Consider the following 22,472-nt stretch of genomic DNA (forward strand, 5'->3'; position numbering starts at 1 on the left):
AAAGGGGACTTTAAAATCCCCTTTTTTCATGTCTTTTAGTTTCCTAAAACTTCTGTCAGCACATTCGCTTCAGTTCCATTAGGAAAATCAATTTTAATTTTCTGAGCAATGGTTGGTGCTATCTGAGTAATTACTTTTTTATCAAAAGATTCACCTTTTTTAATATTCCAGCCATAAAATAACAAAGGTACATGCGTATCATAGCTATAAGGAGTTCCGTGAGAAGTTCCTTTTCCTTCATGTTCAATATAACCCGGCTTATCTAAAATAACCAAATCTCCATTTTGTTTAGGATCATAACCTTTAGTAATATAATTTAAAAAATAATCTGCAGTTGTTCCTGCCAGAATTTCTTCTTCGGCATACACCCGTTTTACCTGTGGCATTTTCATTATAAAATCCTTAAAAGTACTTTTCACTTTATCTAATGAAAGTCCTTTTTCCGTAATTTGATTTTTATCAAAAAACAAATTATAATTGGAGTAATTCAAAATTAAGTCGGATCCAAATGTAGTTTTAGAGAATTCTCGCAACTGAGTGGATAACTTTTTATAATCTACAGCTTCAACTGCATATTTATTGTCTTTTAAGAAATTCACATTTTCTGCAGCCGCATGGTCAGCTGTCAAAAACAACAGGTAATTATCTTTACCCACTTTTTTATCCAAATAAGCCAGAAAATCGGCAATAGTTTCATCCAAACGCAAATAAGTATCCTGAATTTCTCTGGAACGTGGTCCGGTTAAATGCCCGATATAATCCGTTGAAGAAAAGCTAACAGCTAAAAAATCAGTATCGTTATCCAGACCTAAATTCTCTTTTGCGATGGCTTCTTTGGCAAAGTCAGCAACGATATTGTTTCCAAAAGGAGTAGATTTAATCACCTTTGCTCCTTTTTCAGCATACATTGCTTTTAGATTATAAGGAAAAACCGGTTTTTTACTTCCGTATAAAAGACCTTCATACGGATTATCATCTGCTAAACTTTTGCTGTAAACAGATTCCGGTTTAAACAAAGTCCATTCATTACTTAAATAAGTTTCATACGTCTTTTTTGCGTTGAATTCAGAAACCCAATCAGGTAGTTGTTTTCCGTAGAAAGTACTGGAAATAAAATTTCCTGAATCACTCATCCAAAAAGCCCAGTTAGCAAAATGTCCCGCAGGAAGTATAGCTCCGCGATCTTTCACACTTATACCGATAACCTTTCCTTTGAAATTAGTTGCCATTCTTAATTCATCCGTTACGGTAGTGCTTTGTAAATTAAGCGGAGACATCTGACCTTCATCTGAATCTCCTGTTCCCAAAATTGCAACAGAAGCATCATCTGTGCAATATCTTGATTTACTTATAGATTTATCAAACCAGGTGTTCCCTACAATTCCATGAATTGCCGGAGTTGTTCCGGTATAAATTGATGCATGACCCGGACCTGTATAAGTAGGCATATAATTATAATGCGTATTATGAAATACATAACCATCATTCATTAATCTCTTAAAACCATTCGCTGAAAAATCATCCGAGAAACGATAGAGGTATTCCATCTTCATCTGGTCCACCACAATTCCTACTACCAGTTTGGGTCTTTGCTGCGCAGAGCCATTAAATATTGCCAGTGAGGCAAAAAGTAAAAATATTCTTTTCATGATAAAATTTAGATATAAAAGCAAAAATACAAATTAAACCAAGAGCTAATATTATCAAATAGTTATGGAAACCATTAAATGAAGAAAAAAACAACAGTAATACAGAACCAAAATATACGCTTGCTTATACAAAGCATGTTTTAAAAAGTTATTTTTGTAATTATAAAAGTGATAATCCTCTGAGATTAAAAAGAAAAATCGAAACAAGCATATAATGAAATACCCTTATCCACTATTTTTTATAATTTTATTTGGCATTCTGATAAGCTTTAGTTCCTGTGCTGCTACCGGTAAATGGAATAGCAAGGCTACAGCGACTACTATTGCATACAAAGCAACCGAATCCAAAAATCCAATAAAAGATTACGCCGGCAATTATGTAACAGTAGTGTATTTAAAAAATCTTTCTTTTAAAAAAATTGGACAAAACAGCATAAAAAAAGATGTTCAGTGGTTACTCTCTCAGGGATACCGTGTAATCGAACTGGATTATAAAAAAAATAAAAATGCAAAAGCTTTAAAAATAAACGAAGACATTATTGCTATAAATGACTCTATTTCGGCAGGAAGTTTTTGTAACTTCAAAAATTGCTCACAATACAAATCATATGTTTTATTTGAAGGTTATCGTATAGCCAGAGATGTCAGCTATTTTGTTGATGATCCAACTGTTTATAATACACCGGAACAATATACAGTTGGAGATTCATTGCATATGGATATTATTTATCCGGCGAATCCAAAGGTAAAAGTACCTACTATTTTATCCTTTTCTTACAGCAACAGCTATGCAAATTACGATCAGGAAAAAGGAAAATTAACCGATGCGTACAAAGATCAAAGAGTAAATCTTGCTTACACGTTTGGAGGATTTAATGACTCTTTTCTTGAAGGAACTCCTGCTCATGGGATGGCCTGGGCTATTGCCGATCATCCTAAATATTGTCCGTGGGGCAAAGGGAAACCAATTAATGGGGCTAATGACACTTATAAATCATATCAAACTAACCCTGACGCAGCTCAAAAAGTTAAATCAGCCGTCAGAACCTTACGTGCTTTTACTAATAAAATGGGACTTTCGGACAAAATAGGTGTTTTCGGTTTTTCAAGAGGTTCTACTGCAGGTTCTATGGCTATTGGCGACAAAGAAGTACCAGCACTGGAAAATGCCGGATTTAATGTTGGTGTTTCAGATGCTGTACAAGCTGCAGCGCTGGGTCCCGGAGTTTTTGATTACACACTTATTTACGACAAAACCAATGACGGGGATAAAAATATGGAATTAAGATGTCCCTGGGTTTGGGGATCTTTAGAAAAAAACCGTGAACTATGGGAGTCTATGGGATCTTATTCTTTGGTTGAAACAGCTGCCACTGCTCCTACGCTGTTTTTTTACAATACTGATGACGACCTTTATTATCAGGATCAGATAGCACATCTTAAAAATAAATTAGACAAGCTGAATGTTCCCACTGCTACATTAGTAAATTACGGAAAAGGACATGCTGTACCGGAAACAGCTTTTGCTTTAAACACTCTTTACAGTTTCTTTAAAAATTATCTGAACCCTCCAAGGTTGATAAAAAACCAGAATGAGTAAATTGAGACAGATAAAAAAATTCTGTCTTTTTTTAAGTCCAAAAACACCGTTAAAAAAAACCAAACAACTTCTAACTATTTTGTTAATTATTATTTTAATTTATTCCAAATAACACATTGTAAAACCAAATTTAGCTCATACATTTGCACCGTTATTTTAAATAAATCCAAATAATAATGAAAAGATTTTTTCTGCCTTCAATAGCACTATTATTTTCTCTATCTGCTCAAGCTCAGGAAGTAGCTTCTACACAGGAACATCAAAGTTCAATACAAATTAACTCTACTCCTTTTGACACTATTAAAAACAAAAAAGGAGAAATCTTAAATGAGATTATCGTTACCGGAAACAAACCACAAAAACCGGTATCAGCAGCAAGATCTGGAATTAAACCTATGGACTTACCACAAAGTGTTCAGGTCATAGACAATCAAATCATCACACAACAACAGGCTATCCGCTTAAGTGAGGTGATTAAAAATGCCAATGGTGTCTATGTAGGTTCTGCACGTGGCGGAGCTCAGGAATCTTTTTGGTCAAGAGGTTATGATATGGGAGCCAATAATATGTTTAAAAATGGATTTCGTTATAATGCCGGTTCAATTCCGGAGGTTTCATCGTTAGAAAGAGTAGAATTCTTAAAAGGAGGCTCTGCATTATTGTATGGTAATGTTGCCCCTGGAGGGATTTTAAATCTAGTTACTAAAACCCCTCAATTTACAAAAGGCGGTGAGATTTCCATGCAGATTGGAAGCTATGATTTCTACAAGCCTTCCATTGATTTTTATGGCCCGTTGAATAAACATATAGCTTATCGTTTTAACGGATCTTATGAAAACTCAAAAAGTTTTAGAGATTACGTGAAAAACGATCGTATCTATTTTAATCCTTCCTTTTTATTTAACATCTCTGAAAAAACACATATTACTGTTCAGGGAGATTATTTAAGTGCCGATTGGACTCCTGATTTTGGTACCGGAATTATTGGAGAAACTGTTTTAGATCTTCCGCGAAACATTTACTTTGGAGCATTATGGTCAACCGGAAATACGAAGTCAGCCAGTGCTTCTATATTATTCAATCATGATTTTAATAAAAACTGGAAATTAAGTTTCAACAGTTCATTTCAATCGTACAGAAGAACACAAAAATCTACAGCTCAGATGAATGGTGTCACTTCTAGTGGAGACTGGAAACGTGGATTAACTCAAGCCGATGCAGCCGAAAGAATTTTTGGAGATCAATTAAGCTTACAAGGAACATTTTACACAGGAAGCATCAAACACCAAATATTTACAGGCGTTGATTATGAAAATTCGATTGCACCAAGTTATAGCTTTGCTTTTGCTTTAGCAGATTATGGTACAATTAATCTTTTTGATTATGATTACAGCACACAAAGTACCGACATTCCTTTCTCACAATCTACACAACTAGCGACTACTAATACACAGCGTTTTGGAGCATATGCACAGGATTTAATATCAATTACTGATTATATTAAAGTTTTGGGAGGCATTCGTTGGTCCTGGCAAGAAGCAGAAGTTGATACCGAAGTTTACGCTACCGGAGTTACAACAACTAGTGCTAAAACATTAAACAGAGCTTATTCTCCAAAAGGAGGACTGGTTATTCAACCTGATAAAGAAACATCCTTATTTGCCAGTTATTCGAATTCTTTTACTCCAAATACAGGGACAACAGTTGATTTACAACCATTAGAACCTACAATTATTGATCAATATGAAGTGGGAATCAAAAAAGATTTCTGGAAAGGAATTTTAAGTACAAATGTTACTTTATACCAAATAACCAACAATAATTTAGCTCAGACAGCTCAATTTCAGGCCGACGGAGTGACACTGAACGTAAACAACAACTTAAAAGAATTAGTAGGAGCTACAAAAGGAAAAGGTTTCGAGATTGATGTTACTGCTAAACCTGTTGAAGGGTTAAACATTCTGGCAGGCTATAGTTTTAATGAAACAAAAATTTCTAAATCGTCAGGAACCAACGGGAGTCTTGTAGTAGGTGATATTTTAGCCCGAACACCAAAACACACTGCTAATTTAAGCTTTTTCTACAAACTCCCTGGGGGTATGTTAAAAGGATTAAGTTTTGGAGCTATCGCAAATTATATCGGAGACAGAACCGGAGGATGGAATGACCGTTATGTCTGGACAGAAAATAAACCCGCAACCACTCCGAAAACATATACAGTAACTATCGAAGACAGAGACATTCCGTTAAAAGGTTATGCTACTGTAGATGCTTCTGTAGGTTATGAATGGAAAAAAATATCTATTTTATGCAAATTATCAAATATTACTAACGAATTGAACTATACCGTACACGAAAATTACAGTGTAAATCCAATCGCTCCTCGTCAAATAATGGCTAGTTTAAAATACAAATTATAAGCCTTTACGGTTATTTTTCTAAAAGCTTCCCTTAATCCAGGAGCTTTTTTTGTTTTAAGAGTAATTAAAATATTACTTATATTTAAACTATTCTAAATCAACCACAACAGAAATGAAGAAAATAACCAAAGAAGACATCAGTCAGGAAATATTTGACTTATACGATGATTATGCTCATAACAAAATCGAAAGAAGACAGTTTATAGAAAAACTATCTGTATTTGCTGTTGGTACAATTACACTTCCGTCATTATTGAGTTTTATAACACCCGATTATGTGAATTCAATCACAATTCAGCCTGATGATCCCAGAATCGATTCGGATTACATTACTTACGAATCACCAAAAGGCGGAGGAAAAATCAAAGGTTTACTTTCTAAACCGGCTAAAATAAATAAAAAATTACCCGGAGTAATCGTGGTTCACGAAAACCGGGGTTTAAATCCCTACATAGAAGATGTAGGACGTCGCACTGCTGTGGATGGTTTTATCAGTTTGGCACCGGATGCCCTGACTCCGTTAGGTGGCTATCCCGGCAATGATGATGAAGGAAGGGAAATGCAGAAAAAAAGAGACCGTTATGAAATGCTCGAAGATTTTATTGCTGCTTATTATTATTTAAAAAATCATCAGGATTGCGATGGAAATATTGGCGTCGTGGGCTTTTGTTTCGGTGGCTGGATTGCAAATTTAATGGCTGTTAGAATACCAAGCTTAAAAGCGGCAGTTCCTTTTTACGGGGGACAACCTACAGCCGAAGAAGCCGAACAGATTAAAACACCTTTATTATTACAATATGCAGGTTTAGACACCAGAGTCAATGCAGGCTGGCCAGCTTTCGAAACCATACTGAATCAGAATAAAGTCGAAAACACCGCACATATTTACCCGAATGTTAATCATGGATTTCACAATAACACTACACCGAGATATGATGAAAAAGCAGCAACATTAGCATGGGCACGAACCATTGATTTTTTTAAAGAAAATTTAAAATAAAATACACCTGCTTTTTACCGCAAATTCGCAAATTTTATAGAATAGTTATTCTTAAATAATTTGCGAATTTGCGGTAATTTTTTAATTCTCCCAATCTATCGAAATTAATCTACTAATTTGAAATAATAAATGGTATTAATTTAATTTCAAATCATTTAATAGTACCTTTGCAGCTCAAATAAATACAATGAGATTACACAGAAACTTAGTATATACTACTATCGATTCTCTAAATGCAATATTTAACGAAGGAGAATATGCGGATAAAGTAGTAGCAAGAGCATTAAAAAAAGACAAGCGTTGGGGAAGCTCCGACAGGAAATTTGTTGCTGAAACCATTTACGAAATTGTTCGCTGGAAAAGATTATACGCTGAAATTGCCGAAGTAAAAGAACCTTTTGACAGAGATAATCTTTGGAGAATGTTTGCTGTTTGGGCGGTTTTAAGAGGTTATCCAATACCTGACTGGCGCCAATTAGAAGGCACTCCGGAGAGAAAAATTAAAGGCCGTTTTGACGAACTTTCAAAAATAAGATCGCTTAAAGAATCGATTCCGGACTGGATGGATGAATTAGGGGTTAAAGAATTAGGCGAAAAAGTTTGGGCTAAAGAAATCGCAGCGCAAAACCAACCTGCCAAAGTTATCCTGCGAACCAACACCCTAAAAACCAACAAAGAAAGTCTTAGAGCTACTTTGATGGATTTAGATATCGAAACCGAATATTTAAAAGACCAACCAGATGCTTTGGTTTTAAAAGAACGTGCAAATGTTTTTATGACTGATGCTTTTAAACAGGGTTTATTTGAAGTTCAGGACGCCAATTCCCAGTTAGTCGCTGCTTTTCTTGATGTAAAGCCCGGAATGCGGGTGGTAGACACTTGTGCCGGGGCTGGTGGAAAAACATTACACATGGCAGCCTTAATGGAAAATAAAGGCCAATTAATTGCAATGGATTTATATGAAAGTAAATTAAAGCAATTAAAATTAAGAGCCAAACGTGACGGTGCCTTCAACATCGAATACCGCATTATAGACACTACAAAAGTGATCAAAAAACTACATGAAAAAGCAGATCGCGTATTGATTGATGCTCCTTGTAGCGGTTTAGGTGTTTTAAAAAGAAACCCTGATGCGAAATGGAAACTCAAACCTGAGTTTATTGATAACATTAGAAAAGTACAATCAGAAGTTTTAGAAAGCTACTCTAAAATTGTAAAACCAGGTGGAAAATTGGTTTATGCAACTTGTTCTATTTTACCTTCAGAAAATCAAAAGCAAGTTGAACGTTTTTTAACTACCGAAATTGGAAAACAATTCACCTTTATAAAAGACCATAAAATCTTAGCTTCAGAATCCGGTTTTGACGGATTTTATATGGCTTTGATGGAACGTAAAGAAAATCCAGTAAAAGAGAATAAAGAAGCCAGAGAAAAGAAAACAGAATAAAGAATGTAGATTTTGGGTTTAAATCTTAGATTCTTCATAATTCAAAAAAAAATCCTCGCATACACGAGGATTTTTTTATCTGTTTTCTAGCTTCTTTATTCTGTTTTCTTTTCTCTGAATTAGTCATTCATAGAAATCAAAAACTCTTCGTTATTTCTGGTTTTTCTAAAACGGTCATTGATAAATTCCATTGCCTCCACAGGATTCATATCTGAAAGATATTTTCTCATAATCCACATTCTTTGCAAAGTATCTTTGTCCAATAATAAATCATCACGACGTGTACTCGAAGAAGTCAAATCAATTGCAGGGAAGATACGTTTATTGGCAATTTTTCTGTCCAATTGTAATTCCATATTACCCGTACCTTTAAATTCTTCGAAAATAACCTCATCCATTTTAGAACCTGTTTCTGTTAAAGCAGTTGCAATAATACTTAAAGAACCACCTTTTTCAACATTTCGGGCAGCTCCAAAGAATCGTTTTGGCTTTTGCAACGCATTAGCATCCACACCACCACTTAATACTTTACCTGAAGCTGGCTGAACTGTATTGTAAGCTCTGGCTAAACGCGTAATGGAGTCTAAAAGAATCACTACATCATGTCCACATTCTACTAAACGTTTTGATTTTTCAAGAACGATATTGGCAATCTTAACATGCTCTTGTGGTTCTCTGTCAAAAGTAGAAGCAATAACTTCACCACGTACAGAACGCTGCATATCAGTTACCTCTTCCGGACGTTCGTCAATCAGTAAAACAATAAGATATACTTCAGGATGATTCGCGGCAATAGCATTCGCTATTTCTTTCAGCAACATGGTTTTACCTGTTTTAGGCTGGGCTACAATCATACCACGTTGTCCTTTTCCTATTGGTGAAAACAAATCGATAATACGTGTTGAAATAGAACTGTCTCTTTCGGCTAATTTGAATTTTTCTGATGGAAATACAGGCGTTAAATGTTCAAATGAAATTCGGTCTCTGACAACCTGCGGGTCATGTCCATTAATTTTCAGTACACGAACTAAAGGGAAAAATTTCTCTCCTTCTTTTGGAGGTCTAACCACTCCTTTTACAGTATCTCCTGTTTTTAGACCAAACAATCGAATTTGTGAAGTTGATAAATAAATATCATCCGGAGAAGCTAAATAATTATAATCGGATGAACGTAAAAATCCGTAACCATCAGGCATCATTTCCAGAACGCCTTCACTTTCAATAATACCATCAAATTCAAAATCAGAATCTCTGAAATTATTCTTCTTATTTTTAAAATTAGGATTTTGATTCTGGTTTTGGTTTGGATTTTGATTTGATTTATTTTGATTTACCTCGTCAGTTCGTTTACGCTCGTGTGGATTTATTTTCTTTTGAGGGGTTTGAACTGTAGCATCATTTGAAACTTCTTCAGACCTTGTTTCATTCTCCGCCTCGGTTTGTTTTACTGTATCCTGATTTTCCTTGTCCTTTTTTAAAGCTATTTTCTTTTCATAAGTTGCTTTATTGAACTTTCCGGCTTTAGCTCTTCCGGCAACAGTTTCTTGTACTGTTCCTTCTTTTTGCTCATTTACAACTTCTGCTTCTTCCACTGCAACCGGCGCATCAGGCTGAGCTGATTCCCCTTCCTCATTTTCTACTCCATTCTTCACAGCTGCATTAGCTTTGTTTTTTATAATTGCCGGTTTCTTTGCGGGGGCAATCCGTTGCCTTTTAGGCTTATCATCTGTAACAGTAGTAGCAGTTTCTTCTGTTGCAGTTGTTGCTAAAGAATTTTGAAAATCCAAAATACTGGTAATTAAGGCATCCTTTTTTACACCATTGTACTTTATTGTTTTAGCAGCTTTAGCTATTTGTTGAAGCTCAGAAAGCTTCATTTCCTTTAATGCCGAAATATCAAACATGAATGTTCTATGAATTTAATTAAAATGGGGAATCTTGAAAAAAGATTGGGTGTGTTTTTTTTATTATGAATTCACCGCAGTATGAAGTGCTTACGGTATTATATTGCAATAATACGAATAAAATTTTATCATACAATAGTATTTTATGAAAAGAAAATATATTTTTGTACTACAATATTGAGATAATGATACAACGAATTCAAACCATATATTTACTTATAGCTTTTGTAGTTACGGGTATTTTGCCTTTTATTTTTCCATTATGGACACTTAATGATGGTAAATCATTTCTGTTTATGCAAAATCAATTATATGTAATTTTATTTGGATTAAGCACTACACTATCTTTATTAAGTATTTTATCCTATAAAAAAAGACAAAATCAATTTGTTCTGGGCAGATTGAATATCATATTAAATTTGATTTTATTAGGATTGTTTTTATATCATTCACTAAATTTATCTGGAGAAACTCCTGAAGTTTCTGAGAAAGGTATTGGGATGTTTCTACCTATTTTAGCCATTGTAGCTTTAGTTTTAGCAAACAAGGCAATCAAAAAGGATGAAGATCTTGTAAAATCTGTGGATCGATTGAGGTAAACCTATAAATTTTAATTTATTAGTGCGAAGGAAACCCGAATGTAAAATTCGGGTTTTTTTGTGATCTTTTTTTTATACATTTGAAGATACTAGAAATCATTTTATGGAAACCCCTATACGAATTCATATCGCCGACGACCATCAGGTACTAATTGTGGGCATGCGCACGCTGTTGAATGCTATCCCAAACTTTCAGGTCATAGGGTATTCTTTAAAAGGAACAACCCTTTATGAAGAAGTGAGCAACAACGCTACCGATATATTAATTTTAGATATCAGCATGCCTGAAAAAGACGGCATAGAAGTATTAAAAGAATTTTCAAAAAAAGGATTTCCCTGCAAAGTAATTGTACTGTCAACCTATGATGATATTAAAATAATTCAGGAAGTCATGAAATTAGGTGCCAGCGGCTACCTGACTAAACAATGTGCAGGTGAAAACATTGTTGAAGCTATTGAAGTTGTAAGTAATAATGAGGAATATTTTTGCAGCAGAGTACGTGAAATAATTTTTTCTTCGGCTACCAAAAACAACTCAAAACTAAATAAAAGTAATCTCAATCCTGATTATCAGTTAACCTCAAGAGAAATTGAAATTATTACATTAATTGCGTTAGAATTCAGTGGAAAAGAAATTTCAGATCAGTTATTCATTAGTGCCAATACTGTAGAAACGCACCGCAAAAATATTATGAAAAAATTACAGGCTAAAAACACTATTAGCTTAGTCAAATTTGCTTTAAAAAATAATTTAATAAAATCTTAGATTTCAATTTATATCGGCATGTACTATCAACGCATCTACTATTTATTGTTGGCACTATTTATTAGTGTTACGAATCTGGTATATGCCCAAACTGAAAATTCGTTACATACTAAAACTACTGCACTCACTCAGGAAGCGACCCGATTAATGAGAGCTGAGAATTATGAAAAATCATTAATTCTTTCGCGTCATGCTTTAAGCAAAGCGATTTCACTAAAGGACAATAACTTAATTGCACTTTCTTATAATACCATCGCTGCTAATTTTGATCAGTTGGCAGAATATGAAAAAGCACTGTTCTATTATAAAAAAGGACTTGTTTATGCCAATAAGACTAACAATAACCACCTGAAAAACTGGATACACAACAACTTAGGGAATATTTATTGTTTTGACAAAAAAGAATATTCAAAAGGAATTTATCATTACAAAGAATCACTGGAATACAGCATAAAATCTGCCGACTCTTCAGAAATTTTTTTAACAAAACTGAATATTACCTGGGCCTATTTTGATATTAATAAGTTTAGTTTAGGACTTCCTTATCTTAACTATATCAATAAATATCATAAAAAACATAGTGATGAAACCACAATCGTAGCATTAAAAATGCTAAACGGCATGTATTATTCCCATTTAAATAAGACAGAGAAAGCTACCTTTTATTTTGAACACGCTATTAAACTGGGAGAAGAAGGAAATGAAAAATCAGATTTATCATTTGCTTATCAGGAATATTCAAAATTTTTATTCAAAACAAATCATTTTAAAGAAGCATATGAATACCTTAAGGCTTACAATGAACTGACCGCAAAAATTAACAATGAAGATAAATTAAAAAAACTAAATGTTGCCGGTATCAATCTCGAAATCGATGAATACAAACGAGAAATTGACAATATCAAAACCGAGTACAAAACACAACACCAAATTTTGCTGGAAAAACAATCCAAAAATAAGTTGTACAGTATAACGATTATATCAATACTGCTTTTAATTATAGTTTTCTTTTATTTATATTTCCAAAACAATAAATTAAAACAAAAAAATAAACTCAAAAATATTGAAAGTAAAATCCAGGAAAATATAATTACTGCTTCTATAAATGGACAAGAAATAGAACGGAAAAAAATTGCTGCCTTCTTACATGATAACATCAGCGCTTTACTTTCATCCGCAGCTTTACATCTTAGTGTTTTTTCAACAAAAAATAAAAACAACTCTGAAGAAATAACAAAAACTAAAGCCATTCTGATTCAGGCACATTATAAAATACGTGACTTATCACACCAACTTTTACCCTCGTTGTTAGCGCGTTTTGGATTATTTTTTGCTCTGAATGATTTATGTGAAATGAATTCCAATTCTACTATTCATTTTGAATATTCCAGTAGTGTGTCTAATGAAACACGCTACAATGAGGATTACGAAATGAGAATGTATTTCATAATCAGTGAATTATTAAACAACATTATAAAACACAGTGAAGCAAATAAAGCCAAGCTTAGTTTAAAAGAAGTAAATTCACAATTGCGCATTGTAGTAAGCGATAATGGTAAAGGTTTTGAAATCAATCAATTTCAAACTATTGAAGGTTTTGGACTAAACCAGATTAAGGCCAGAATAAACACAATGAATGGAAAATTTAAAATCATTTCAAAACCTAAAGAAGGAACCCGAATTGAGATTATAGTTCCCATCGAATACGCTGTTTAATCAGACTCTTTTTCCCAGTTCAATAATTTCCAAATCCTTAATTTTATCTCCTTCAATAACAAACCGCAGCATCGTACGAACCTGATGAAATCCATTTTTCCCGCAAGCGCCGGGATTCATATGTAAGAGATTATGTTTTTTATCGAACATCACTTTTAAAATATGCGAATGTCCGCAAATGAATAATTGAGGAGGATTAGCTGCCATTTCAGCTTTTATATTCGGATTGTATTTCCCCGGATATCCGCCAATATGGGTAATCCATACTGAAACTTCTTCACACATAAACCGGTTGTGCAACGGAAATTCCAAACGTGCCTGAGCATCATCGATATTTCCGTAAACAGCACGCAAGGGTTTTATTTTTTTTAAAGTATCAGTTACTTTCAAATCACCAATATCTCCGGCATGCCATACCTCATCAGCTTGGTGCACATATTTCAAAATAGCATCGTCCATATAACTGTGCGTGTCAGAAAGTAAAAGGATTTTTTTCATTTATTTTTATATCTGATATTTTAGTGCGCTAAGATACTAAGTTTTCTAAAGCACCAAAACTGCTTGCCATTTCAACTCCAGAATGTTCGTTTTAAAAAAAGCTGGGCTTGTATAATTTGTGGCGAAAACTTTTTAAATCCAAACACCCTGTTCAAATGTGTCATCAGGCATTAACAAAAACTTAGCAGCCGGGCAACTCGCTACCTTAACTACTTTTTTGTACCTTTGAAACTCTGAAACTTTGAGATTACAAACTTGAGATATTTTATAAAATTAGCCTACAACGGAACCGCTTATCATGGTTGGCAAATTCAGCCTAATGCTGCTTCGGTACAGGAAACGCTGAACAAAGCTTTTTCCGTTTTATTACATTCGGATATCAGTTTAATGGGAGCCGGACGTACTGATACAGGAGTACATGCCAGCGAAATGTATGCTCATTTTGATTTTAAAGCTGATTTTGATATTCCAAAATTAATTCACAAGCTCAATTCCTATCTTCCTAAAGACATTGTTATTTATAGTATTTTCCCTGTTGACAGTGAAGCGCACGCACGTTTTGATGCAACTAAAAGAACTTACGAATACCATATCAATAGTTACAAAGATGTTTTTTCACAAGAGCAAAGTTGGTACTTTCACCAAGAGTTAGATATTGATTTGATGAATAAAGCTGCCAAATTATTACTCAACCATACTGATTTTCAAAGTTTTTCAAAGGTAAATACAGATGTAAATACATTTGATTGTACTATTTTTGAAGCGTATTGGAAAAAGGAAGGAAATAAATTGATTTTTACCATTTCAGCCAATCGGTTTTTGAGAAATATGGTACGTTCTATAGTGGGAACTCTGGTAAATATTGGTTTACACAAAATAACATTAGCCGATTTCAACACTATCATCGAAAGTAAAAGTAGAGAAAAAGCCGGATTTTCGGTTCCGGCACACGGATTGTATTTAACTAAAATTGAATATCCATATATAGATGATTAGTAATTAGTTACTAGTCCTTAGTAGTAAAATCTAAGAACTAAAGACTAATTTTGAAAATATACCATTTCCTTAGCCCTGATGGCAATGGAAATCCTTGTGAAGCCGGGTTTCGGCGAACAAGATTGTAATGAACAGCAGGAAATAGCTCCTAAAGAAAACTGATATTAATTCAGCTTAAAAAAAATGAAAGCAAAAGCATTCGACACCCGGTTATTCAAAAGAATATTACAATATACAAAGCCGTATCAATGGCGTTTTAATGGCGTCGTTATTTTTGCCATTTCGTTATCTCTTTTTGCGGCTTTACGCCCGTATTTACTGAAACAAACAGTAGATGGCTACATCCAGACCGAAGACGCTAACGGACTTTTACTATACATCAGTTTAATGGGAATTGTACTTTTACTGGAGGTTTTTTCCCAATTTTATTTTGTGTATTGGGCAAACTGGCTGGGGCAGGATATTGTAAAAGATATCCGGATTAAACTGTTCAGACACATTTTGAGTTTCCGAATGAAATATTTTGATTTGGTTCCTGTTGGCCAACTTGTAACCCGATCCGTTTCTGACATTGAATCCATTGCACGAATTTTTAGTCAGGGGCTTTTTATGATTATAAGTGACCTGATGAAAATGGTTGTTGTACTTATTTTTATGTTTTACATGAACTGGAAACTGACCTGGATTGTAATTGTGGCTATGCCTATTTTAGTTTTTATTACCCGAATTTTCCAACGCAAAATGCAGGTTGCTTTTGAAGAAGTACGTACCCAAATTGCTAACATGAATACTTTTGTGCAGGAACGTGTTACCGGAATGAAAATTGTACAACTGTTCAACCGGGAAGAAATCGAATCGGAAAAATTCAAAGGTATTAACGAAAAACATCAGAATGCCTGGATAAAAACCATACTTTATAACTCCATCTTCTTCCCTATTGCCGATATAATTTCGTCGTTAACACTTGGATTTATTGTGCTTTACGGAGGAATTAAAATTCTGAATGGCGATAATTTCACTACTTTTGGAGATTTGTTTTCCTATACAATGTTTATCGGAATGCTGTTCAACCCTTTACGCCAGATTGCTGATAAATTCAACGAGATGCAACTGGGAATGATTGCTGCTAATCGTGTTTTTGAAATTATTGATACCCAAGATCAAATCCAGGATACCGGAAAAATTGAAGCACCTGTTTTTGATGGAAATATTACTTTTAAAGATGTTCACTTCAGTTATATTGAGGATGAAGAAGTAATTAAAGGTATTGATTTAAAGGTAAATTCAGGTGAAACCATTGCTATTGTAGGTTCTACCGGAGCCGGAAAATCTACTATTATCAATTTATTAAACCGTTTCTACGAAATAAAAAGCGGAACGATTTGTATTGATAATAATAATATAGAAAACTATACTTTGAGTTCACTAAGAAAACAAATTGCGATTGTATTGCAAGACGTTTTCCTTTTTGCGGATACCATTTACAACAATATCACGCTAAATAATCCTGAAATTAGCCGTGAAGATGTTTATGCTGCCGCAAAAGAAATTGGGGTTCATAATTTTATCATGAGTTTACCCGATAATTATGATTTTGACGTAAAAGAACGCGGGGTAATGCTTTCTTCCGGACAGCGCCAACTGATTGCTTTTTTAAGAGCTTATGTGAGCAATCCAAGCATTTTGATTTTAGACGAAGCCACCTCATCAATCGATACTTATTCCGAAGAATTAATTCAGCGTGCTACCGAAACAATTACTAAGGGAAGAACTTCGATTGTGATTGCACATCGATTAGCGACCATTGTTAATGCCGATAAAATTGTCGTTATGGACAAAGGATTAATCGTTGAAGAAGGCACACATCAGGAATTGATTAACAAGGAATCGGGCTATTATAAAAACCTTTATGATTCTCAGTTTTCACTGGCTCAATAAATATGATTCCATCTCAAACCATATTACAAGCAAGCAATTTAAGCATTGGTTATTCGGATAAAAAAGAACAAACCATAATAGCTTCTGATATCGACCTGACCTTAGAAAAAGGGAAACTCATTGCTCTTATTGGTGCTAATGGTGTAGGAAAATCAACTTTATTACGCACCATTACCGGAATTCAAAAAACAATTTCCGGAACAGTTTTTTTAAACGAAAAAAACGTGCACCAAATGAATGCTTTGGCTTTAGCCAAAAACTTAAGTCTTGTTCTGACTGAGAAATTACCCCCTAGTAATCTCACGGTTTTTGAATTGGTCGCACTGGGCAGGCAGCCGTACACTAACTGGATAGGTACCTTAACAGCTGAAGATACTGAAAAAGTGAATCAGGCATTAGCACTTACCCAAATTGAACATCTGGCTTCCAAAAAACATTATGAAATCAGCGACGGACAATTACAAAAAGTTCTGGTAGCAAGAGCTCTTGCACAGGACACACCTTTGATTATTTTAGATGAGCCTACCACACATTTGGATTTATTACATAAAGTTGCATTATTTAAACTTCTGAAAAAACTCACTCAGGAGACTCAAAAATGTATTTTATTTTCTACTCATGATATTGATATGGCGATTCAATTAAGCGACGAAATGATTATCATGACTCCTGAAACTGTGATGCAGGATGAACCTTGCAATTTTATTGCAAAAGGAAGTTTTAATACATTGTTCAAAGATGAACATATTGTTTTTGATGCTACGAAAGGAAAGTTTGTAATTTCTTAACCGCAAAGAGCACAAAGTTTTTCACTAAGTTCACTAAGAAAATCTATTTTCTAAATTCTAAATTCTTCTTCCTGCAATCTGCCTTTTAGCTTCTCCAACTACAAAAGCCACCGAATTAGCAATATTAAAACTCCTGATTAAAGGAGACATGGGAATTTTTAATTGATTTTTTTTATCAAACAAAGCTAAAAATTCCGTACTCAAACCAACACTTTCTTTCCCAAAAACCAACCAGTCACCATCCTGAAATTCGGTTTCTAAATACGATTGCTCCGCATGAGAACTCATAAGAAAAACCCGTGATTTATCAGGAATCTGTTCCAGCCATTCACTTACATTCTGATATTCAGTCACGTCAAGATGTACCCAATAATCCAAACCCGAGCGTTTTAAATTTTTATCATTAATAACAAATCCAAACGGATGTATCAGATGCAAACGACTTTCGGTTCCTACACACAAACGACCAATATTTCCGGTATTATTAGGTATTTCAGGTTCTACTAAAACAATGTTGAGCATTATGATTTGTTTATTCGGTTATTTGTTTATTGTCCTTGGACATTATATGTCATTGAAATTGCTATTTAAATTCTCCACTTCAATCACTTCACCTGATTGTAAATCATTCAAATGAATATTTCCTATTCGAACCCGAACCAAACGTAAGGTTGGAAATCCAACAGCAGCAGTCATTTTACGCACCTGACGAAACTTTCCTTCATTGACCGTTATCGAAGCCCAGGAAGTGGGTCCATGACGCTCGTCACGGATTTTTTTTCCTCTGGCCCCAAAATTAGGAATTTCCTTTATGAATTGCGCTTCGCAGGGTTTGGTAATATACTTAGTCCCGTTAAAACCTATTTCAACTCCTTTTTTAAGTGCTTCAATAGCTTCCTGAGTTATTATTCCGTCTACCTGAACATAATATTCTTTATCGACTTTCTTAGAACGAATTTGTTCACTTACTTTCCCATCAGTTGTGAGTAATAATAAACCTTCTGAATCTTCGTCTAAACGACCAATAGCCATTGTTCCCTCAGGAAAATCATGTAATTCCCCCAACAATTTCTTTTTCCGTTTCAATTCATATATAAATTGACTCAGATAGCCATAAGGTTTATGTAAAATAAAATGCTGATGTGGCATGAGCTAAATAAAATTTAGCGCAAAAATAAACAAATCAGCCCAGTCTTACTCCTTTTTGAAGTGATTTAAAAAGAGACATTCAATCCAAAATTTAAAATCAGCTGAAACTGATTGAAATTCTGATTCTGTACTGGCTGTGTATAATAATTCATACCCGGTTCTACAAAAACTTTTGTCTTTTTAAATAATTCATACTGTAAAGTACTGCTTAAAACGGTTCCAAAAACCACATCATTTACTTCTTGATTTTCACCAATCAGATTATTATCCAGCAATACTTTATTGGAAATCATTTTACCTATAAACCCTCCGGTATTCATGTTGATTCTTGCTTTTCCTTTATTTAAAAGAGCATACGAAATCTCCATTGGCATTTCTATATACTGTACTTTTTGAGATAAATCTCCTTTTTGATAAAAAGTAGTACTGGCTAAAGCTGTATTTTTTTCAGCATTGTTGTTAGGTATAAATAAATAATTAGAATTAGTAGAAATTGCTCCTTTTTCCTGCGGTGAAGCAAAAGGTGCCTTAGATATATTAAGGAGATTTTCAGACTGATTCACATAGGAAACATTGGCCACCTGCTGCCCTAATTCACTTATTTTCAAACCCGTACTTACCGCCCACCGGCTATTGAGTTTGTAATTTGTTTTTACACCGTAACTATGCCCTTTTTGGGATTCAATCGTATTTCCTAATGTTTTTTGGTTTTTTAAATTCTGAGAACTATTTACTCCCGCAAACACCTGCAACGACCATCTATCTTCAATTACTGCTTTTTTCTGTTGATTTTCCTGTCCTTTTGCAATAGCAGCCAGAGCATTTTCTTCCAAATTTGTTGAAGCTAAATTATCTTTTATCTTAACATCTTTTTTTTCTGTACTGGCTGTATTTGATTCCGCAATTTGATTTCCTTTTTCAGCGATTCCGTTGTCTTTTATTTGATTTTTATTTTCTTCTGAACCTTTAAACGATACATTATCTTTGTTTGATGTTATCACAACAGTTTTGTCGTTATGAGATGGCTGATTTTTTTCTCTAACTATAACAGTTGGTTCATTTGCTGACGAAGATTTTTCCGAATTTTCATTTTCAACTAATGAATTTGAAATTTTACTGTTAATAATGTTCTCTTGTTTTCCTTTATTGGGAATCACTTTATTACTTACCTTGTCTTTTTCCTCGCTGTCACTGGATTTTAACTGATTAACGACTCCGTTCTTAACAGGATTAGTCATTAAATTGTCTTTAGAGCCGGAATTAAAAGTGATAAAAAGTCCTAAACCTATCACTAAACTTGCAGCAACGAACCACCAATAAGGCAATGCTGTTTTCTTATCAGGATGGTCTAATTTTTCCTCAATCCCCATCCATAAATCATCCGGAGGATTTTTAGAAAAATCTTCCAGTGAAGAAAATAGTTTCTCTATGTTATCTTTTTTCATAATATCTTTTGTTGCCTTCTTTTTTAACTATTTTTCGAAGCCATTAATGCTGTTATTTTTTTTTGTAAATTACTTTTTGCCCTGTTCAGATTAGATTTAGAAGTTCCTTCTGAAATATTCAGTAAAACAGCAATTTCTTTATGTTTCATTTTTTCAAAAAAATACAGATTAAATACTAAGCGGTACTGATCCGGTAATTGCTGAATAATTTCTAATAATTTTTCCTGAGGAAGTGAAAAAGAAACTATATCCTCTTCATCATCGACCAGATCTTCCTGATACATTTCATCTACAAAAAGAACATCCCTTTTCCTCTTATTTAAAGTTTCTATTAGCTTGTTAATAAAAATCCGTTTGAGCCAGCCTTCAAAACTGCCTTCAAACCTATATTGACTCATTTTTTGAAACGCAATCACAAATGCTTCCTGAAAAACATCTTTGGCATCCTCTTCATTCTTCATATATTTAAGACACAGACCATACAATACAGGAGCAAACAACTGATAAATCTTCTGTTGTCCTCCTCTATCATTTTCGATACATTTTCGGATATAATGGTCTAATGGTTCTTTCAAAAAATTAACTCTTAAAACAGTTTAACGGAAACAAAATTAAACATTCACTTAGTATATGTCAAAACATACCCGTCTGCAAAATTATCCTGAATACTCAGATTCGTATTATCAAGTGACTGAATTACATAAGCCATATCATTAAAAGTCAATAAATAATGTTTTTTATCATCAAAGATACTGTTTCCCTTTGTGATTGTATAAGTATAATTTCCTGTTTCTACCTCATTAGTAAAAACAGTCAATTTTTTATTGGTATTAAAAACTAATTTCTTATCAACTCCTGTTCCCTGCGGAGTTATTATCTCTTTTCCGTTTATTCCTCCTCTGGATTGTTTCCAATACCAGGTTCCGTAAATAGCTGTTACATTTTGAGTTTCGTTTTCTTCATTTTTACATCCTGAAACGACAAAAAAAAGTATAAAAACAGACAAAAACAAAATGCTTAGCTTTCTCATAACACGAATTCGGTTTAGTTATAAATAGATTGATAAGTATATAAATGGTTGCGTTAAAACAGTTTAAAAAAGTAATACTGATTTGAATAAAAAAAGAGGCAGAATCATCATTAATCTTTATTTTTGCTTACTTTACCTGTAAAACTATTATATGTCAGATCTTTTTCCCTTTTTATTGTCATTTATTATTGCACTTGCTATTGGTATTTTTATTGGAAAACTGCTGTTTTCTGCTCGCTTTCTGTCCGAAAAAACAAGTCTGGAAGAAAAATTAATTTCGTTTAATTCACAAATCAATCAATTGAGAGAACAACTTTCAAATGAGAAAATCCAGTTTGAAAAACAATTAGCAATCAGCAATCAGGAAAAAGAAACTATTCGAAACGAAAAAGACAGTCTGGCCATCCAGCTTTCAAAAAAAGAAGTAGATTTTGATAATCTCTGGGAAAGAAACAAAGAACAAAAAGACGAAGTAGAAAAATTACAGGAGAAATTCACCAAAGAATTTGAAAATCTGGCTAATAAAATTTTAGACGAAAAATCGAATAAGTTTACAGAGCAGAATAAAGAAAACATGAAAAACATCTTGTCTCCATTACAGGATAAAATTCAGTTATTCGAAAAGAAAGTCGAAGATACCCATAAAGAAAGTATCGATTACCATGCGGCTTTACGCCAACAAATTCTGGGATTACGGGAAATGAATCTTCAGATGAGTAAAGAAACCCTGAATTTGACCAAAGCTTTAAAAGGTGACAGTAAAATGCAGGGAAACTGGGGCGAACTCGTTTTAGAACGTGTGCTGGAGAAATCAGGACTGGAAAAAGGACGCGAATACGAAGTACAACAAAGTTTTACTTCTCAGGATGGAAATCGTGTTTTTCCTGATGTGGTGATTAATTTACCTGACGGAAAAAAGATGATTGTGGATTCAAAAGTTTCTCTGACAGCTTATGAAAAATACATCAATGAAGAAGACGATGCTTTAAAAATTATTTATCTAAAAGAGCATGTCAATTCCATCAAACGACATGTAGAACAATTAGGAAATAAAAGTTATCAGGATTTATATCAGATAGAAAGTCCTGATTTTGTATTACTTTTTATCCCTATCGAACCCGCCTTTGCCATTGCCTTAAATGAAGACAGCGCTATGTACAATAAGGCATTCGAAAAAAACATTGTAATTGTTACACCGGCTACACTATTAGCCACTTTACGTACTATTGACAGTATGTGGACCAATCAGAAACAACAGGAAAATGCTTTTGAAATTGCGCGCCAGGCAGGTGCTTTATATGACAAATTTGAAGGTTTTGTAGCCGATTTGATTAAAATTGGTAAAAAGATTGACGAAACAAAAACCGAATATAGCGGAGCTATGAACAAACTGGTGGACGGCAGCGGAAACCTGATCGTACGGGTAGAAAAATTAAAAAAGATGGGAGCCAAAGCTAAAAAAGCACTCCCGGAAAGTATCCTGGCCCGGGCACAAAAAGATGACAATAAATTGATTGATTAAACCGC

General features: G+C 33.9%; 19 protein-coding genes. 11 read left to right on the forward strand and 8 right to left on the reverse strand.

What is annotated here, in order from left to right:
* Positions 1-35 precede the first annotated feature (35 nt).
* Positions 36-1,649, reverse strand: a complete 1,614-nt coding sequence (pafA, locus tag ABS764_RS14765) for an alkaline phosphatase PafA (RefSeq protein WP_408082561.1) — start codon at positions 1,647-1,649, stop codon at positions 36-38.
* A gap of 214 nt (positions 1,650-1,863) precedes the next feature.
* Between pafA and ABS764_RS14770 the strand changes: the two genes are divergently transcribed.
* From ABS764_RS14770 to ABS764_RS14785, 4 genes are all read left to right on the forward strand, one after another.
* The gene (locus ABS764_RS14770) at positions 1,864-3,249 is read left to right on the forward strand and encodes an alpha/beta hydrolase family protein (protein WP_408082562.1); all 1,386 of its coding nucleotides are present in this window, start codon (positions 1,864-1,866) and stop codon (positions 3,247-3,249) included.
* Between the two features lie 176 nt (positions 3,250-3,425).
* Positions 3,426-5,669, forward strand: a complete 2,244-nt coding sequence (locus tag ABS764_RS14775) for a TonB-dependent siderophore receptor (RefSeq protein ID WP_408082563.1) — start codon at positions 3,426-3,428, stop codon at positions 5,667-5,669.
* A 112-nt stretch (positions 5,670-5,781) separates the two neighbouring features.
* Positions 5,782-6,669 (forward strand): dienelactone hydrolase family protein, encoded by an 888-nt coding sequence (locus ABS764_RS14780; RefSeq protein ID WP_408082564.1) that lies wholly within the window; start codon positions 5,782-5,784, stop codon positions 6,667-6,669.
* A 187-nt stretch (positions 6,670-6,856) separates the two neighbouring features.
* A complete protein-coding gene (locus ABS764_RS14785) occupies positions 6,857-8,116 on the forward strand; it encodes an RsmB/NOP family class I SAM-dependent RNA methyltransferase (RefSeq protein WP_408082565.1) in 1,260 nt (419 codons plus the stop codon).
* Between the two features lie 119 nt (positions 8,117-8,235).
* On the opposite strand, the gene rho is transcribed toward ABS764_RS14785, so the two are convergent.
* Positions 8,236-10,020: a transcription termination factor Rho gene (rho, locus tag ABS764_RS14790; protein WP_408082566.1), complete on the reverse strand. Its 1,785-nt coding sequence runs from the start codon at positions 10,018-10,020 to the stop codon at positions 8,236-8,238.
* A 185-nt stretch (positions 10,021-10,205) separates the two neighbouring features.
* Here rho and ABS764_RS14795 point away from each other — a divergent pair, with 185 nt between their 5' ends.
* The 3 genes from ABS764_RS14795 (at position 10,206) to ABS764_RS14805 (ending at position 13,101) form a co-directional block, all read left to right on the forward strand.
* A complete protein-coding gene (locus tag ABS764_RS14795; protein WP_408082567.1) occupies positions 10,206-10,619 on the forward strand; it encodes a DUF4293 domain-containing protein in 414 nt (137 codons plus the stop codon).
* Between the two features lie 103 nt (positions 10,620-10,722).
* Positions 10,723-11,385, forward strand: a complete 663-nt coding sequence (locus tag ABS764_RS14800; RefSeq protein ID WP_408082568.1) for a response regulator — start codon at positions 10,723-10,725, stop codon at positions 11,383-11,385.
* An 18-nt stretch (positions 11,386-11,403) separates the two neighbouring features.
* Positions 11,404-13,101 carry a tetratricopeptide repeat-containing sensor histidine kinase gene (locus ABS764_RS14805; RefSeq protein WP_408082569.1) on the forward strand — a complete coding sequence of 566 codons (1,698 nt, stop codon included), beginning with the start codon at positions 11,404-11,406 and terminating at the stop codon, positions 13,099-13,101.
* Here ABS764_RS14805 and ABS764_RS14810 read toward each other — a convergent pair whose 3' ends face one another.
* Positions 13,102-13,599, reverse strand: a complete 498-nt coding sequence (locus tag ABS764_RS14810; RefSeq protein ID WP_408082570.1) for a metallophosphoesterase family protein — start codon at positions 13,597-13,599, stop codon at positions 13,102-13,104. It abuts the gene before it with no gap.
* A 255-nt stretch (positions 13,600-13,854) separates the two neighbouring features.
* On the opposite strand from ABS764_RS14810, the gene truA reads away from it, so the two are divergent.
* The 3 genes from truA to ABS764_RS14825 all read left to right on the forward strand — a co-directional run bounded on the left by truA (position 13,855) and on the right by ABS764_RS14825 (position 17,321).
* Positions 13,855-14,595: a tRNA pseudouridine(38-40) synthase TruA gene (gene truA / locus ABS764_RS14815; RefSeq protein ID WP_408082571.1), complete on the forward strand. Its 741-nt coding sequence runs from the start codon at positions 13,855-13,857 to the stop codon at positions 14,593-14,595.
* Between the two features lie 183 nt (positions 14,596-14,778).
* Complete coding sequence (locus ABS764_RS14820; protein ID WP_408082572.1) at positions 14,779-16,533, forward strand: ABC transporter ATP-binding protein; 1,755 nt, start codon at positions 14,779-14,781, stop codon at positions 16,531-16,533.
* A gap of 2 nt (positions 16,534-16,535) precedes the next feature.
* Positions 16,536-17,321, forward strand: coding sequence for an ABC transporter ATP-binding protein (locus ABS764_RS14825; protein WP_408082573.1), 786 nt, complete (start codon positions 16,536-16,538; stop codon positions 17,319-17,321).
* A 57-nt stretch (positions 17,322-17,378) separates the two neighbouring features.
* On the opposite strand, the gene ABS764_RS14830 is transcribed toward ABS764_RS14825, so the two are convergent.
* The 5 genes from ABS764_RS14830 to ABS764_RS14850 form a co-directional block, all read right to left on the reverse strand.
* A complete protein-coding gene (locus ABS764_RS14830) occupies positions 17,379-17,843 on the reverse strand; it encodes a tRNA (cytidine(34)-2'-O)-methyltransferase (protein ID WP_408082574.1) in 465 nt (154 codons plus the stop codon).
* Positions 17,844-17,885: 42 nt separating this feature from the next.
* Positions 17,886-18,470, reverse strand: a complete 585-nt coding sequence (locus tag ABS764_RS14835) for a pseudouridine synthase (protein ID WP_408082575.1) — start codon at positions 18,468-18,470, stop codon at positions 17,886-17,888.
* 65 nt (positions 18,471-18,535) lie between these two features.
* Positions 18,536-19,915 carry a hypothetical protein gene (locus tag ABS764_RS14840; protein ID WP_408082576.1) on the reverse strand — a complete coding sequence of 460 codons (1,380 nt, stop codon included), beginning with the start codon at positions 19,913-19,915 and terminating at the stop codon, positions 18,536-18,538.
* Positions 19,916-19,938: 23 nt separating this feature from the next.
* Positions 19,939-20,490: an RNA polymerase sigma factor gene (locus ABS764_RS14845; RefSeq protein WP_408082577.1), complete on the reverse strand. Its 552-nt coding sequence runs from the start codon at positions 20,488-20,490 to the stop codon at positions 19,939-19,941.
* A 44-nt stretch (positions 20,491-20,534) separates the two neighbouring features.
* Positions 20,535-20,945, reverse strand: a complete 411-nt coding sequence (locus tag ABS764_RS14850; RefSeq protein ID WP_408082578.1) for a hypothetical protein — start codon at positions 20,943-20,945, stop codon at positions 20,535-20,537.
* Positions 20,946-21,096: 151 nt separating this feature from the next.
* Between ABS764_RS14850 and rmuC the strand changes: the two genes are divergently transcribed.
* The gene (gene rmuC, locus ABS764_RS14855; RefSeq protein WP_408082579.1) at positions 21,097-22,467 is read left to right on the forward strand and encodes a DNA recombination protein RmuC; all 1,371 of its coding nucleotides are present in this window, start codon (positions 21,097-21,099) and stop codon (positions 22,465-22,467) included.
* Positions 22,468-22,472 lie beyond the last annotated feature (5 nt).

Source organism: Flavobacterium plantiphilum, from assembly GCF_046000495.1.
GTDB lineage: Bacteria > Bacteroidota > Bacteroidia > Flavobacteriales > Flavobacteriaceae > Flavobacterium > Flavobacterium plantiphilum.

Bases quoted from the DNA above. Each gene is read 5' to 3' on its own strand.
- pafA (WP_408082561.1), bottom strand. From the start codon at position 1,649: ATGAAAAGAATATTTTTACTTTTTGCCTCACTGGCAATATTTAATGGC.
- ABS764_RS14770 (WP_408082562.1), top strand. From the start codon at position 1,864: ATGAAATACCCTTATCCACTATTTTTTATAATTTTATTTGGCATTCTG.
- ABS764_RS14775 (WP_408082563.1), top strand. From the start codon at position 3,426: ATGAAAAGATTTTTTCTGCCTTCAATAGCACTATTATTTTCTCTATCT.
- ABS764_RS14780 (WP_408082564.1), top strand. From the start codon at position 5,782: ATGAAGAAAATAACCAAAGAAGACATCAGTCAGGAAATATTTGACTTA.
- ABS764_RS14785 (WP_408082565.1), top strand. From the start codon at position 6,857: ATGAGATTACACAGAAACTTAGTATATACTACTATCGATTCTCTAAAT.
- rho (WP_408082566.1), bottom strand. From the start codon at position 10,020: ATGTTTGATATTTCGGCATTAAAGGAAATGAAGCTTTCTGAGCTTCAA.
- ABS764_RS14795 (WP_408082567.1), top strand. From the start codon at position 10,206: ATGATACAACGAATTCAAACCATATATTTACTTATAGCTTTTGTAGTT.
- ABS764_RS14800 (WP_408082568.1), top strand. From the start codon at position 10,723: ATGGAAACCCCTATACGAATTCATATCGCCGACGACCATCAGGTACTA.
- ABS764_RS14805 (WP_408082569.1), top strand. From the start codon at position 11,404: ATGTACTATCAACGCATCTACTATTTATTGTTGGCACTATTTATTAGT.
- ABS764_RS14810 (WP_408082570.1), bottom strand. From the start codon at position 13,599: ATGAAAAAAATCCTTTTACTTTCTGACACGCACAGTTATATGGACGAT.
- ABS764_RS14820 (WP_408082572.1), top strand. From the start codon at position 14,779: ATGAAAGCAAAAGCATTCGACACCCGGTTATTCAAAAGAATATTACAA.
- ABS764_RS14825 (WP_408082573.1), top strand. From the start codon at position 16,536: ATGATTCCATCTCAAACCATATTACAAGCAAGCAATTTAAGCATTGGT.
- ABS764_RS14830 (WP_408082574.1), bottom strand. From the start codon at position 17,843: ATGCTCAACATTGTTTTAGTAGAACCTGAAATACCTAATAATACCGGA.
- ABS764_RS14835 (WP_408082575.1), bottom strand. From the start codon at position 18,470: ATGCCACATCAGCATTTTATTTTACATAAACCTTATGGCTATCTGAGT.
- ABS764_RS14840 (WP_408082576.1), bottom strand. From the start codon at position 19,915: ATGAAAAAAGATAACATAGAGAAACTATTTTCTTCACTGGAAGATTTT.
- ABS764_RS14850 (WP_408082578.1), bottom strand. From the start codon at position 20,945: ATGAGAAAGCTAAGCATTTTGTTTTTGTCTGTTTTTATACTTTTTTTT.
- rmuC (WP_408082579.1), top strand. From the start codon at position 21,097: ATGTCAGATCTTTTTCCCTTTTTATTGTCATTTATTATTGCACTTGCT.